The sequence below is a fragment of the Streptococcus marmotae genome (assembly GCF_001623565.1).
Lineage (GTDB): Bacteria > Bacillota > Bacilli > Lactobacillales > Streptococcaceae > Streptococcus > Streptococcus marmotae.
Window position 1 is genome coordinate 1,119,964 of the sequence record NZ_CP015196.1, and the last position, 15,037, is coordinate 1,135,000.

Sequence of the window (15,037 nt, forward strand, 5' to 3'; positions counted from 1 at the left end):
ACTAAGTTTTTGTAAAGATGACAAGTTTTCGGATGCAATTTACGAATAAATCAGTATGACAGATATGACAAATTACTATGGGAGATTGTTTACCCACCATCAATTGACGGAAACAGAGCGACTGCAAGCTAAAACGATACCAAGCCAAACACCGCATTATACGTGTTTTCGCTGTGCAACTCTATTTGAAGAAAAGCACTGCTTGCCAAATGGAGCTCTGTACTGTCGAGAATGTATACTATTGGGACGTGTACGGACAGATGAAGATTTGTACTATTTTCCTCAGCAACCATTTCCTTCTCAACGCTCTCTCAAGTGGGAAGGTGAATTAACCACTTGGCAGCAAGAAATTTCAGATGGACTACGACAGAATTTCAAAGAAAGAAAAGCTACTTTAGTACATGCAGTAACAGGAGCTGGAAAGACAGAGATGATTTACCAGCTGGTTGCTGATGTGATTGATGGAGGTGGCGCAGTTTGCTTGGCCAGTCCGCGGATTGACGTTTGTATCGAATTGTATAAGAGGTTGCAGAAAGATTTTGCCTGTCCAATTAGCCTCTTACATGGGACCTCGGAGCCATATTTTCGGACACCTTTAGTTATTGCGACCACACATCAATTGCTCAAATTTTATCGAGCTTTTGATTTGATTTTGATTGATGAAGTGGATGCTTTTCCCTATGTCGACAATCCTATGCTGTATCGTGCAGTAGAAAATGCCGTTAAAGCAGATGGAGTAATCATGTTTTTGACGGCAACTTCGACAGATGAATTAGAGAAAAAAGTTCAATCAGGAACCCTTCATCGTCTGCGTTTACCACGGCGGTTTCATGGTAACCCACTAGTTGTTCCACAAAAGACGTGGCTGTCACAGTTTGAAGCACAGCTAAAAAAGAAAAAGATAACTCCAAAATTACTTAGTAAGATAGCAGAGCAACGAAAAACAGGATACCCACTGCTGATTTTTTTGCCTGAGATTCGTATGGGACAATCTTTTGCCCAGTTGCTGGAAAAGGATTTCCAAGATCAAGGGATTGGCTTTGTGTCCAGTCAGACAGATAATCGATTGGAAATCGTTGAGCAATTTCGACGCCGGGAAATCGGGATTCTTGTCACAACAACCATCTTAGAACGAGGAGTGACCTTTCCTTGTGTAGATGTGTTTGTTGTACAAGCTAACCACGCTCTCTACACCTCTTCTTCGCTCATTCAGATTGCTGGAAGGGTAGGGCGCAGTATGGAGAGACCAACAGGAGATTTGCTCTTTTTTCACGATGGAAGCAACCGTGCGATTGAAAAAGCTATTCGGGAAATTCGACTAATGAACAAGGAGGCGGGATATGACAGTGTGCCTACTGTGCCAGCAAGCTCTTAAAAAGCGCATCCTCTTTTCGGATCTCCTTCTTTTAAGGAGGGAACAAGAAGGTATCTGTAGCGATTGCCAGGAAAAATTTTCGCCTATATCGGAAATTCATTGTCCGACCTGTTTCAAAGAAGGAGAAGAAGCAAGCTGTACGGATTGTCTTTATTGGTCCAATAAAGGCTTAGAGGTCAGCCATGAAAGTCTGTATCGCTATAATGAGCAAATGGCAGACTACATTAGTCGATATAAATTTATTGGAGATTACCTGCTTCGAACAGTCTTTGCAACAGAACTGCGGAATTATTTTAAAAATAAGACCGATTATACCTTGGTCCCTATCCCAATTAGTGAGAAGAGAATGACAGAAAGGGGCTTTAATCAAGTAACGGGCCTGCTCAGTGCTGCGGGTGTATCGTTTGTTGAGCTTCTTCAAAAAGAAGATACAAAGAAGCAGTCAGAAAAAAATCGGGCAGAACGTTTGGCGTCAAAGCAATCTTTTTCAATTCTGGCTAACGTAGACGTTCCTGAAAAAATTATCCTCATTGATGATATTTACACAACAGGTGCGACCATACAGCTGGCAAAGCAAATCCTAATGAAAAATGGTGCGAAAGCCGTCACGAGTTTTTCACTAGCTCGTTAGCAAACGCTTGCAAAAAAAACTAAATATGGTATAATAGTAATGAACAAAAGCGAAAGCTTAGAAAGAGGTACTTACTATGATTAAATTTAGCGTTCGTGGAGAGAACATTGAAGTAACAGAAGCGCTCCGTAGCTATGTCGAAGAAAAAGTAGCAAAGATTGAAAAATACTTCCATGCAGACCAAGAGTTAAATGCAAAAGTAAATCTAAAAGTTTATCGCGATAAACGCTCAAAAGTTGAGGTGACCATTCCGTTAGGGTCAATTACACTTCGTGCAGAAGATATTTCTCAAGACATGTATGGGTCAATTGATTTGGTAGTGGATAAGATTGAACGTCAAATTCGCCGCAACAAAACAAAGATTGAAAAGAAAAATCGCCAAAAAGTATCAACTAGTCAATTGTTTACAGATGAGTTAGTTGAGCAAGTGGAAGAAGAAGTAAAAGTTGTCCGTACAAAACAAGTCGATTTGAAGCCAATGGATCTGGAAGAAGCCATCTTACAACTAGAATTGTTGGGACATGATTTCTTCATCTACACAGATGCCAAAGATAGCACAACAAATGTTATTTACAAGCGTGAAGATGGTGGACTTGGCCTCCTAGAAGTAAAATAATAAAAAATTATCTGCAATTTATTTGCAGATAATTTTTTGTCTCGATATTACAATTTTTCATTGACATAGCGGACAAAGTAGTTCCACCAGGATGCGGGCCAAGATGCAGGTGCGACATCGTCTTCGGCTAGTAAGTCGATGCTGGGTTGTTGCTGCACATATCCGTGACCGATGAGGTCAGAGTCTGTGAGCGTCAATGTTCCCACTACCGTTTTCTTTTCAATAGGAGCATTCCAAACTGTGTCGAGCCCGTTCGTCTCGGCCATGACTTCATTCTTGTTCCGCACTCGTTTCACAACGACAAAGTCGTCAGCTGCTACGGCAGAAATGGTGGCTTTTTTTCCGTTGAAAATAGTAATCTGGCTATCGTGATAGGGTTTTCCAGCTTCAACCAGCGTTAATGGTTTAAAATATTGATAAGAATAGTTTAGAAGATTAGTCGTTTCTGTGAAGCGTTTTTCGGGATAAGTCTCGCCTTCAGTCGTGTGTAAGACGACAGTAATCACACGCATGTCATTTTCCACGCTCGTAGCGACCATTGAGGTACCGGAAGCTGTTTTTAATCCATCTAGCCCCTCTCGTTCGTAGCTATTTCCTTTTAACATCCAGTTTGTCCCGTAGTAGAGGGTACCATTCATCTTGAAGGATGGCTTAGATGTAATCGAAAGAATTTGTGGATAGTCAAGAACAAGTCGGCGAGCGATGATGGCGACATCGAGGGCTGAGAGCAAATTTTCTGCATCGTCTTTTGTGCCAGGATAGCGATTGTCACCTAGTAGGTCATTGGTTAAACCAGTAGCGTTCACCAATGTCGCATCTGAAATACCCCAAGAAGCTACTTTTTCCTTCATCTTATCAACAAAAGCTGCTTCGTTCCCTGCCACTTTTTCTGCAAGTGCAATTGTGGCGCTGTTGGCAGATGCGATAAGAGAGGCCTCTAGCAGTTCTTTTACAGTATAAGAACGCGCATCAAGTGGGAGATTGGTCACAGGGGAAGTGACAGTCAGGTTATAAGCGTAGTCTGAAATCGTCACAGGGGTAGCCATATCCATCTTTCCTTCTTCAATAGCTTCATAGACTAGATAAGCTGTTAGGAGATTGGTGATGGACGCAATACTGGTGGGAGTAGTCGCATCTTGCTCGTAAAGGATTTTTCCTGTAGTTGCCTCAATGGCAATCGAGTGTTTGGCTTCTGTCCGGTATTGCTCGAGAGCAGCTACAGAAAGTGGGGGAGTTAAACTGAACAGCACTAATAGACTGATCAGCAAGAGTCGTTTCATCATTACAATACACCTCTCGATAGTTATCAGTATCATTATATCATATAAAATGGAGGAGAATAGAAACTATGCCGTATCTAGTAAGAAAAAGCCAACCTCCCCTATTGTTTGTGCATCAGCATTTTTACAAAAGAATAGGCTGACTGCGACATATTTTCTGCCGGGAAACGGATTTTTTTTCCAGCAATATGCCATTCAAAAACAAAAGTCATTTCAGGTAGTTGGTATGAATGAGATGAAATCTCACGTGAAAATAGTCTGAAAATAATGAAAATTGGTTCTTTTGCAAAATTTTCTGACAAAGTTCTTTTTTTCTGACAAAATTATGATATAATATCTCTCATAGACGTAAAAAGTCTTTAGAATTAAACAAAACAGAGGTGTTTTATGAAAAAGTCGACTAAAATGCTCGCTCTTGCAGGTGTGACATTGTTATCAGTTGCAACACTTGCGGCTTGTGGTTCAAAAAGCTCATCTAGCAAGGAAGCTGCTAAAACAAACCTATCATTTCCAACAGAAGTGACTCATGATGGTACTGCGATTAAAGGCGGACAATTGAACTATGCTATTGTATCTCCAGCAGCAGCTACGGGTTTGTTGATTGATGAATTGGCAGATAATGCGCTTGACCTTGCCTTTGCTGGTATGGTCGATGAGAGCATGTTTGGCTACGATGGCAACCGTAAGCTCAACGATTCAGGTCTTGCAAAGGTAGATTTTGATGTTGAAGCAAAGAAATTGACCGTTAGCTTGACTGGTAAAGACTACAAGTGGTCTGATGGGGAGCCATTTACAATCGACGACTATATCTTCACCATTGAAAAGATGGCTGATAAAGATTATGAAGGTGTCCGTTTTGATGACTCGTATACAAACATCGTCGGAATGGACGAATTTGTAGCTGGAAAAGCAGACAAAATTTCAGGTATTGAAAAGGTTGATGATTACACTGCTGTTCTTACTGTAAAAGAAATGAACCCTTCTATGCAGTATGCAGGTGGTACTGTGCCACACTTTGTCATGCCAAAACACATCTATAAAGATATTGCAGTAAAAGACTGGGCGACAAGCGAATACTCACGTACAGCTAAAACAGTTGGTTTGGGTAAATTTAAAATCAAAGACATTGTCAATGGTGAATCGATCACTTATGTACCAAATGAATACTATTTCAAGGGCAAACCAAAAGTTGATACATTAAAAGTGGACATTGTTTCACCAGATACCATTGTATCAGAAATGAAAGCGGGTCATTATGACCTTGCGGAAATGCCTGAAGATCAGTTTGATTCTTATAAGGATTTGAAAAACCTCACACTTGTCGGAGAAGTTTCTAGTTCTTATGAATACCTATCATTTAACTTTGGTACCTATGACAAAGAAGCTAAGAAGAGTGTTCCAAACCCAAATGCTAAGATGAATGATGTGAAATTGCGTCAAGCGATGGGCTATGCTCTTGATACCAAGACAGCAGGAGAAAAACTTTACAACGGTTTGTATCACCCAGCAAACTCTCTTCTCATCTCATTCTTTGGTGATTTACACGATTCAGAATTAGAAGGCTACACATACAATCCAGAAAAAGCAAAACAATTACTTGATGAAGCTGGCTACAAAGACGTAGATGGAGACGGTATCCGTGAAGGTAAGGATGGTAAACCATTTAAGATTAGCCTTGCAGCGCGTAAACGGACAGAAACCAATGAAGCGCTTGTAGAGCAGTACATCGCTTGGTGGAAAGAAGTCGGATTAAACGTTGAGCTTTATACAGGACGTACAATCGAGTTGAACTCATTCTACGAGATGGTTAAAGCAAATGATGCCAATATCGACGCTTACCTCGGAGGATTTGGTACTGGTTATGATCCACTTCCTAAAGTATGGGGACCAACGAATGCATTCAACATGTCTCGTTATGTATCAGATGAAAATACAAAACTACTCGAAGCAATGGCTTCAGTTGAATCGTTCGACGAGAAGAAAAATCTTGAAAACTACAAGAAATGGCAAGAAAATGCCTTCAAGGAAGCATTTGCAATCCCATTGTTTGAATCAGAAACCATTACTGCGGTTAACAAACGTGTGAAATACTACGATACTTATAAAGGTTCAGATACTAAATCAGCACTTGAACAAATTGAGTTGACTGCTGATAAAGGTATCGCTGAGTAAGACAGTGTACGGACAATCTCTCGTGACGAATGGAATGGGTTACGGATAGATGTTGAAAAGGCCAACTCAGTTGGCTTTTTCAAATTATCGATGTAAAAAATCGTAACATGGCATGAGATGATTTTGCTATTTAGAAAGAATTTTCGAGTACCCATCCGCTGAAATAGTTGGCAGAGGAGGGGGATTTATGATAAAATAGTATAAATATTCTATTTTTAGTGAGAGACAGCTTGGCTGATGACGAAGGAGGAAAAGCGTGACAAATGCAAAACCGCTTTTAGAGATTAAGGACCTACACGTCGGTTTCCGTATTGGCGATGAATTTTATGATGCCGTTGATGGTGTGTCAATTAATCTACAAAAAAATGAAATTTTAGCAATTGTAGGAGAATCTGGTTGTGGAAAATCCACGTTAGCAACCACTATTATGGGACTTCACAATCCATTGAATACAAAGATTGAGGGACAAATTCAATACCAAGATACAGAACTGGTTGGAATGAGCGAGGCGGATTATAACAAGATTCGTGGAAATGATATCGGAATGATTTTCCAAGATCCATTGGCTTCCTTAAATCCATTGATGACCATTGGTGCCCAAATTGATGAAGCCTTGTACTACCATACGGATATGAACGCAGAACAGCGGACAGCTCGTGTCTTGGAACTACTGGAACAAGTAGGAATTCCAAATCCAAAACGAACTTTTAAGCAGTATCCACACGAACTATCAGGCGGAATGCGTCAACGGATTGTGATTGCGATTGCCTTGTCATGTAAACCGCCGATTATTATTGCAGATGAGCCAACGACTGCCTTAGATGTGACGATTCAAGCACAAATTTTGGATTTGTTAAATGAAATCCAAGCAGAAACTGGTTCAGGAATTATCTTAATCACACACGATTTGGGTGTCGTAGCAGAGACCGCAGACCGTGTAGCGGTTATGTACGGTGGACAATTCGTAGAAGTTGCGCCAGTTGAAGAATTATTTACTAATCCAAAACATCCTTATACACGCTCATTGCTGAAGTCAAATCCACAATCGAGTGATGAGGGGGGCGACCTGCACGTTATTGACGGGACAGTTCCTCCATTGACGAAAATGCCTCGTACTGGTTGTCGATTTGCATCGCGTATTCCTTGGATTAGTTCAGAAGCTCATGAAGAAAATCCAACAATGCATGAAGTAGGACCAAACCACTTTGTTCGTTGTACTTGCCATGAGACATTCTATTTTGAGGAGGAAGCGAACTAATGGGATTTATTGAAGTAAAAGATTTAAAAGTTCATTACCCTATCCGTAGTGGCTTCTTTAACCGTGTAACAGACCATGTTTACGCAGTGGATGGTGTAAACCTTGAATTTGAAGAAGGAAAAACCTACGGACTTGTAGGAGAATCTGGTTCAGGGAAATCAACAATCGGGAAGACGATTATTGGTTTGGAGCGTTCAACTGCTGGGCAGATTATTTATGAAGGCCAAGATGTGACCAATAAACCGCGTCGTAAAAAAGGAAACTTTAACCGCGATGTCCAAATGATTTTCCAAGATTCTCTCTCTAGTTTCAACCCGAAAAAACGGATTTTGGATATCATTGCCGAGCCTATTCGCAACTTTGATCGCTTGTCACCAGATGAAGAAAAGAAGAGAGTTCTTCAATTGTTGGATACGATTGGGTTAACAGAAGAAGCACTGGTAAAATATCCGCATGAATTTTCAGGTGGACAACGTCAACGGATTGGTGTTGCACGTGCCTTGGCAAGTAATCCTCGGTTGATTATTGCAGATGAACCGGTATCTGCCTTGGACTTGTCTGTGCAAGCGCAAGTGTTGAACTATATGAAACGCATTCAAGACGAGTACAAGTTGAGCTATCTGTTTATTTCGCATGACCTCGGAGTTGTTCAACACATGTGTGATGAGCTCTATATTATGTATCGTGGACGTTTTGTAGAGACTGGAAATAAAGAGGACATTTATAACAATCCACAGCATATCTATACCAAACGCCTATTATCTGCTATTCCAAGTATCGATCCACTCAATCGCAAGGAGAATAAGCAACGCCGTTTAGCGTCAGAAGCAGAATATCAGGAAAAACAAAGTATTTTCTACGATGAAAATGGTCGTGTGTTTGATTTGACAAATTTCTCAGCAACTCATCGTGTTGCTTTGCCAGCTGCGAAAGGAGGTAACTAAGCATGTGGAAAACAATATTACGGCGCTTACTACTCATGGTGCCTCAAATTATCATTCTTAGTGTCATTGCCTTCGCCTTTGCTAAGTTGATGCCGGGAGATCCATTTACAGGTCAGATTGACCCAAGTATTGACCCAGAAGCAATCGAACGATTGCGCATCCAGTACGGTTACTATGATCCAATTCACATCCAATATTTCAGATGGGTTGGCAATGTCTTACATGGAGATTTTGGTCAAAGTGTTTTCTTTAAACAACCAGTTATGACCATTATCGGCCAACGTCTAAGTAATACAATCTGGCTATCCCTTTTAACAATGGTGCTTACCTATTTGATTGCTTTACCACTTGGTATGATTGCGGGACGTTATCAAAATTCTGTAGCAGATAAGGTTATCAATGTCTACAATTTCTTGACTTTTTCAACACCAACATTTATCTTTGCTATTCTTCTATTATGGTTGTTTGGTTTTTCACTTGGCTGGTTCCCAACGCGTGGAACAGTAGCTTCTGGTTTGACAGGTTTGGGAGCTATCATTAGTCGTTTGCACCACATGATCTTGCCTGCCTTGACATTAGCCATTCTATCAACAACGAGTACGATTCAGTATCTCAGAACGGGTATCATTGATGCGAAAAACCAAGATTATGTTCGTACAGCTCGTGCCAAAGGTGTACCAGAAAAAGTGGTATATAACCGTCACATTTTCCGTAACTCAATCTTGCCGATTGCGGCTTTCTTGGGATATGAATTAACAGGGCTAATTGGTGGTTCTATCTTCGTTGAAAATATTTTCACTTATCCTGGTATGGGGCAACTCTTTATTTCATCACTTTCAGGTCGTGATTACAGTGTCATTTTAGCCCTCTTGCTCATGTTTGGTTTTGGAACCTTACTAGGGACCTTGCTGTCTGATATTATCATGAGTATTGTAGACCCACGAATTCGGATTAAGTAGAGGAGGAGAAACGTGAGTAAAGATAAAAAATTAGATAAAAACACGGCATCTACTCCTCCAGGGGGATTACGTGTTATTGCTAGAGAATTTGCAAAAGATAAAGTAGCGTTGGTTTCGCTATTTCTATTAGTAGCTATCTTAGTTGGAGTATTTGTCGGGGCGATTCTTCTTAATCAGGAAGAAGTAATGAAAGTAAACCTGCTTGGACGCTACCTAGAGCCGGGTATAGATGGTCATATCTTAGGAACAGACGAGGGTGGTAAAGATATTTTGGGCCAACTGATTATCGGGGCTCGTAATTCAATTGTGATTGGATTCTCTATTACCATTATTACAAGTATTGTTGGGGTCTCGCTTGGTATCGTTGCTGGTTACTACGGTGGCCGATTCGATGGCTTCTTAATGCGAATTGTTGACTTTATCTTGATTTTGCCAAGCTTGATGATGATTATTGTATTTGTTACGGTCGTTAAAAACTATACAATTTATCACTTTATCTTTATTATGAGTTTATTTGCTTGGACATATAAGGCAAGGCTTTTCAGAACAAGAACTCTATCTGAAGCAAGTCTAGACTACGTGAACGCTTCGAAAACCTTGGGAACAAGTGATTTCATGATTATGTTCCGTGAGATTTTGCCAAACCTTAGTTCTTTGATTATTGTTAACCTTACATTGAACTTTGCAGGAAATATCGGGATTGAAACTTCCCTTACATACTTAGGTTTCGGTCTTCCTGCAACTGTACCAAGTTTGGGAACCTTGATTTCAAATGCTCGAAATGCAGATATCTTAGAAAATAAAACATGGATTTGGCTACCAGCTGCAGTCTTTATCTTAGTGATGATGTTGTGCATCAATTATATTGGGCAAGCTCTTCAACGAGCTGCCGATGCAAAACAAAGACTCGGTTAGATGAAGTGAATATATATCGCACTCTATAATGTAGATTGTAAACATATTCAGCCAAAGACAACTGCAGTGAGTTGAAGAAAGGCTAAAACATAGAGAGGACCAACTTGGTCTTCTCTTTTTTGATGTTTATACTTAACAAAAATCAAATTCTGATGTATAATAATCCTATGAACGCTACACAAGAACAAATCACAGAACTCAAATCAGCTCTCAAGGCTAAACACCTCTCTGCCTATCACAAACGGATTCAAGCGGTCTATTTACGCTCTCAAAAGTTGACCTACAAGGCCATTTCTGACTTAATCGGTTTATCTCATGATACGATTTGGCGTTTGGTGAAAAAATATGAACAAGAAGGCCTCTCTGCCCTTACCCATGATGCACGAGGGGGGCGTCATCGTTCTTATCTTACTTACGAAGAAGAAAAAGCATTCTTAGAAGAACAGTTTGTTGGTAGTGCTTCAGACCAATTTGTCACTATTGCAGAAATGCACGAGGCTTATCAAACTAAAATTGGGAAACAAACGACGCGAGAAGGGTTTTATGCACTGTTGAAGCGTCACGGTTGGCGCAAAGTAACACCAAGACCTGAACACCCTAAAAAGGCAGATGCCAAAACGATTTTGGCGTCTAAAAATAAAATCTACCTTCAAGAAGACGAGAAAGCGCTTTAAGAATAGTAGACGCTACCAGAAGGTCAGACTCATGTACCAAGATGAAGCAGGATTCGGACGGATTAGTAAAATTGGGAAGTCTGGGTGCCAAAAGGAGTACGACCTCATGTTCACAGCCACTATATTCGAGAATATCGCTACTGCTATGGAGCTGTCGACGCCCATACAGGGGAATCTTTCTTTATCATTGCTGGGGGGATGTAACACCGATTGGATGAATGAATTTTTAAGACAACTGTCTCAAGCCTACCCTAATGACTACATTTTACTCGTGATGGATAACGCCGTATGGCATAAATCACGGACGTTAGAGAAACCTACCAACATTGGCTTTGAGTTCATTCCACCTTATACCCCTGAGATGAATCCCATTGAACAAGTCTGGGCTGAGATTCGTAAGAGAGGTTTCAAGAATAAGGCCTTCAAGACGCTAGACGATGTCATTAACAAGCTGCAAGAAGAGAAATAATAAGCAAATAGGTAGTTGAGATGGGTACTCAGCTACCTATTTTTCCCTAAATTTGTATAGGACAAAAAAGTCCTTTTCTATCTTGTATCGATTTGGTAAATTAGAGATAGAAGAATGAAAGGAGAAGCAGGATGGACTTTAAGAGACTCTATTTACAAGTACGCCCGATAGTAGTGAAAGCCCGGAAGGAATACTATATTAAGAGCTGGGAGGTCAGCGACTGGGATCAAGAAGGGATGTATATATTGTATTGCTTACTAGAGCGCGAGGCAGGGATAGAAGAGGACCCTAGTCGCTTATATCGGTATTATAAAGTAAAATTCCGCAATTACATCAAAGACATCATTCGGAAACAAGAAAGCCAGAAACGGAAGTTTGACCGGATGAGCTATGAGGAAATAGGAGAAGTATCGCATAAGCTAGGGAGCGGCGGCTTAGTTACAGATGAGTTAATCTGTCTCCGCGACAGACTAAGTAGCTATCGTTCCCAACTAAGTGAAGAAGAAGTTGGCCAATATGAACTCCTCATAAGCGGGAGGAACTTCAAAGGGCGTCGGAAGATGTTACGCGAGTTACGGGTCTATTTAGAAGATTAGAAAAAAAAAGAAAAAAGTTCTTGACAATCGAAGGTCAAATGTAGTATATTAGGATAGCTGACGCAGAACAGCCACGGAAAATTCCCGGAGAGACAAAAAAGATGAAAAAAATTAAAAAAAGTTTCAAAAAAGTGTTGACAAGGAATTGAAGAAGTGATATACTGATATAGTTGTCGCTTGAGAGAGCGACAGACAAGACCTTTGAAAATTAAAGAAGACGAACCAAACGTGCAGGGTGGTTTATGGAAACATAAACCGTCAATGAACAAAAGAAATAAATCTGTCGGTGAACAGAATGAGTGAAGACTCAAACTATTAATGAGAGTTTGATCCTGGCTCAGGACGAACGCTGGCGGCGTGCCTAATACATGCAAGTAGAACGCTGAAGCTTGGTGCTTGCACCGAGCGGAGGAGTTGCGAACGGGTGAGTAACGCGTAGGTAACCTGCCTGGTAGCGGGGGATAACTATTGGAAACGATAGCTAATACCGCATAAGAGTGCTAACTGCATGGTAAGCATTTAAAAGATGCAATTGCATCACTACCAGATGGACCTGCGTTGTATTAGCTAGTTGGTGGGGTAACGGCTCACCAAGGCGACGATACATAGCCGACCTGAGAGGGTGATCGGCCACACTGGGACTGAGACACGGCCCAGACTCCTACGGGAGGCAGCAGTAGGGAATCTTCGGCAATGGGGGCAACCCTGACCGAGCAACGCCGCGTGAGTGAAGAAGGTTTTCGGATCGTAAAGCTCTGTTGTAAGAGAAGAACAGCGATGGGAGTGGAAAGTCCATTGTATGACGGTATCTTACCAGAAAGGGACGGCTAACTACGTGCCAGCAGCCGCGGTAATACGTAGGTCCCGAGCGTTGTCCGGATTTATTGGGCGTAAAGCGAGAGCAGGCGGTTTGATAAGTCAGAAGTAAAAGGCTGTGGCTCAACCATAGTATGCTTTTGAAACTGTCGAACTTGAGTGCAGAAGGGGGGAGTGGAATTCCATGTGTAGCGGTGAAATGCGTAGATATATGGAGGAACACCGGTGGCGAAAGCGGCTCTCTGGTCTGTAACTGACGCTGAGTCTCGAAAGCGTGGGGAGCGAACAGGATTAGATACCCTGGTAGTCCACGCCGTAAACGATGAGTGCTAGGTGTTGGGTCCTTTCCGGGATTCAGTGCCGTAGCTAACGCATTAAGCACTCCGCCTGGGGAGTACGACCGCAAGGTTGAAACTCAAAGGAATTGACGGGGGCCCGCACAAGCGGTGGAGCATGTGGTTTAATTCGAAGCAACGCGAAGAACCTTACCAGGTCTTGACATCCCTCTGATCGCTCTAGAGATAGAGTTTTCCTTCGGGACAGAGGTGACAGGTGGTGCATGGTTGTCGTCAGCTCGTGTCGTGAGATGTTGGGTTAAGTCCCGCAACGAGCGCAACCCTTATTGTTAGTTGCCATCATTGAGTTGGGCACTCTAGCGAGACTGCCGGTAATAAACCGGAGGAAGGTGGGGATGACGTCAAATCATCATGCCCCTTATGACCTGGGCTACACACGTGCTACAATGGCTGGTACAACGAGTCGCAAGTCGGTGACGGCAAGCTAATCTCTTAAAGCCAGTCTCAGTTCGGATTGTAGGCTGCAACTCGCCTACATGAAGTCGGAATCGCTAGTAATCGCGGATCAGCACGCCGCGGTGAATACGTTCCCGGGCCTTGTACACACCGCCCGTCACACCACGAGAGTTTGTAACACCCGAAGTCGGTGAGGTAACCTTTTAGGAGCCAGCCGCCTAAGGTGGGATAGATGATTGGGGTGAAGTCGTAACAAGGTAGCCGTATCGGAAGGTGCGGCTGGATCACCTCCTTTCTAAGGAAACGGAACTCTGTACGTAGTCTTCTTTAATTTTGAGAGGTCTTGTGGGGCCTTAGCTCAGCTGGGAGAGCGCCTGCTTTGCACGCAGGAGGTCAGCGGTTCGATCCCGCTAGGCTCCATACAACTGGAAATAGTTGTAGAGATTTGCACATTGAAAATTGAATATCTATATCAAATAGTAACAAGAAAATAAACCGAAAACGCTGTGAATTAATGAGTTTTCTAATTTGAAAGAATTAGGTTAAAAATAAGGTTAAGTTAATAAGGGCGCACGGTGGATGCCTTGGCACTAGGAGCCGAAGAAGGACGTGACTAACGACGAAATGCCTTGGGGAGCTGTAAGTAAGCGATGATCCAGGGATGTCCGAATGGGGGAACCCAACATGTAATGCATGTTATCCATGACTGTTAAGGTCATGCGAAGGAAGACGCAGTGAACTGAAACATCTAAGTAGCTGCAGGAAGAGAAAGCAAAAGCGATTGCCTGAGTAGCGGCGAGCGAAACGGCAGGAGGGCAAACCGAAGAGTTTACTCTTCGGGGTTGTAGGACTGCAATGTGGACTCAGATTTTGTAGAAGAATCTACTGGGAAGTAGAGCCAAAGAGAGTAAAAGCCTCGTATTCGAAACAGAGTCTGTACCTAGCAGAATCCTGAGTACGGCGGGACACGCGAAATCCCGTCGGAATCTGGGAGGACCATCTCCCAACCCTAAATACTCCCTAGTGACCGATAGTGAACCAGTACCGTGAGGGAAAGGTGAAAAGCACCCCGGGAGGGGAGTGAAATAGAACCTGAAACCGTGTGCCTACAACAAGTTCGAGCCCGTTAATGGGTGAGAGCGTGCCTTTTGTAGAATGAACCGGCGAGTTATGATATGATGCGAGGTTAAGTTGAAGAGACGGAGCCGTAGGGAAACCGAGTCTGAATAGGGCGAATTAGTATCATGTTATAGACCCGAAACCATGTGACCTACCCATGAGCAGGTTGAAGGTGCGGTAAAACGCACTGGAGGACCGAACCAGGGCACGTTGAAAAGTGCTTGGATGACTTGTGGGTAGCGGAGAAATTCCAAACGAACTTGGAGATAGCTGGTTCTCTCCGAAATAGCTTTAGGGCTAGCGTCGATGTTAAGTCTCTTGGAGGTAGAGCACTGTTTGGGTGAGGGGTCCATCTCGGATTACCAATCTCAGATAAACTCCGAATGCCAACGAGATATAATCGGCAGTCAGACTGCGAGTGCTAAGATCCGTAGTCGAAAGGGAAACAGCCCAGACCACCA

General features: G+C 42.4%; 13 protein-coding genes, 1 tRNA gene and 2 rRNA genes (1 of these 16 cut by a window edge). 14 read left to right on the top strand and 2 right to left on the bottom strand.

Annotation, left to right across the window (positions count from 1 at the left end):
• The first annotated feature begins 55 nt into the window (after nt 1–55).
• The 3 genes from A4H00_RS05770 to hpf all read left to right on the top strand — a co-directional run bounded on the left by A4H00_RS05770 (nt 56) and on the right by hpf (nt 2,622).
• Complete coding sequence (locus tag A4H00_RS05770; RefSeq protein WP_067088101.1) at nt 56–1,375, top strand: ATP-dependent helicase ComFA; 1,320 nt, start codon at nt 56–58, stop codon at nt 1,373–1,375.
• Nucleotides 1,341–2,006 (top strand): ComF family protein, encoded by a 666-nt coding sequence (locus A4H00_RS05775; protein ID WP_067088103.1) that lies wholly within the window; start codon nt 1,341–1,343, stop codon nt 2,004–2,006. The genes A4H00_RS05770 and A4H00_RS05775 overlap by 35 nt, the downstream gene beginning before the upstream one ends.
• Before the next feature lie 76 nt (nt 2,007–2,082).
• Nucleotides 2,083–2,622, top strand: a complete 540-nt coding sequence (gene hpf / locus A4H00_RS05780) for a ribosome hibernation-promoting factor, HPF/YfiA family (protein WP_067088106.1) — start codon at nt 2,083–2,085, stop codon at nt 2,620–2,622.
• Between the two features lie 47 nt (nt 2,623–2,669).
• On the opposite strand, the gene pbp3 is transcribed toward hpf, so the two are convergent.
• Entirely contained in the window at nt 2,670–3,902 is a 1,233-nt protein-coding gene (gene pbp3, locus A4H00_RS05785; protein WP_067091512.1) for a D-alanyl-D-alanine carboxypeptidase PBP3, read from the bottom strand.
• Nucleotides 3,903–4,003: 101 nt separating this feature from the next.
• Nucleotides 4,004–4,204 (bottom strand): hypothetical protein, encoded by a 201-nt coding sequence (locus A4H00_RS05790; RefSeq protein ID WP_067088107.1) that lies wholly within the window; start codon nt 4,202–4,204, stop codon nt 4,004–4,006.
• An 85-nt stretch (nt 4,205–4,289) separates the two neighbouring features.
• On the opposite strand from A4H00_RS05790, the gene A4H00_RS05795 reads away from it, so the two are divergent.
• From A4H00_RS05795 to A4H00_RS05845, 11 genes are all read left to right on the top strand, one after another.
• Nucleotides 4,290–6,074, top strand: coding sequence for an oligopeptide ABC transporter substrate-binding protein (locus A4H00_RS05795; protein ID WP_067088109.1), 1,785 nt, complete (start codon nt 4,290–4,292; stop codon nt 6,072–6,074).
• A gap of 256 nt (nt 6,075–6,330) precedes the next feature.
• Nucleotides 6,331–7,332, top strand: a complete 1,002-nt coding sequence (locus A4H00_RS05800) for an ABC transporter ATP-binding protein (RefSeq protein ID WP_067088111.1) — start codon at nt 6,331–6,333, stop codon at nt 7,330–7,332.
• Nucleotides 7,332–8,276: an ATP-binding cassette domain-containing protein gene (locus A4H00_RS05805; RefSeq protein ID WP_067088113.1), complete on the top strand. Its 945-nt coding sequence runs from the start codon at nt 7,332–7,334 to the stop codon at nt 8,274–8,276. Before A4H00_RS05800 ends, A4H00_RS05805 begins: the two co-directional genes overlap by 1 nt.
• A 2-nt stretch (nt 8,277–8,278) precedes the next feature.
• Nucleotides 8,279–9,235 (top strand): oligopeptide ABC transporter permease, encoded by a 957-nt coding sequence (opp4B, locus tag A4H00_RS05810; protein ID WP_067088115.1) that lies wholly within the window; start codon nt 8,279–8,281, stop codon nt 9,233–9,235.
• 12 nt (nt 9,236–9,247) lie between these two features.
• Entirely contained in the window at nt 9,248–10,150 is a 903-nt protein-coding gene (locus tag A4H00_RS05815) for an ABC transporter permease (RefSeq protein ID WP_067088117.1), read from the top strand.
• A gap of 167 nt (nt 10,151–10,317) precedes the next feature.
• On the top strand, nt 10,318–10,824 hold the full coding sequence (locus A4H00_RS05820) for a helix-turn-helix domain-containing protein (RefSeq protein ID WP_157770987.1): 507 nt from the start codon (nt 10,318–10,320) through the stop codon (nt 10,822–10,824).
• A 31-nt stretch (nt 10,825–10,855) separates the two neighbouring features.
• Entirely contained in the window at nt 10,856–11,293 is a 438-nt protein-coding gene (locus tag A4H00_RS05825; RefSeq protein ID WP_237334218.1) for a transposase, read from the top strand.
• 131 nt (nt 11,294–11,424) lie between these two features.
• Nucleotides 11,425–11,889 (top strand): transcriptional regulator, encoded by a 465-nt coding sequence (locus tag A4H00_RS05830; RefSeq protein WP_067086464.1) that lies wholly within the window; start codon nt 11,425–11,427, stop codon nt 11,887–11,889.
• A gap of 314 nt (nt 11,890–12,203) precedes the next feature.
• Nucleotides 12,204–13,752, top strand: a 16S ribosomal RNA gene (locus tag A4H00_RS05835).
• Between the two features lie 52 nt (nt 13,753–13,804).
• A tRNA-Ala gene (locus tag A4H00_RS05840) sits at nt 13,805–13,877 on the top strand.
• 132 nt (nt 13,878–14,009) lie between these two features.
• A 23S ribosomal RNA gene (locus tag A4H00_RS05845) occupies nt 14,010–15,037 on the top strand; it runs 1,877 nt beyond the window's last position.
• The 16S and 23S rRNA genes sit together here with 1 tRNA gene alongside, the layout of an rRNA operon.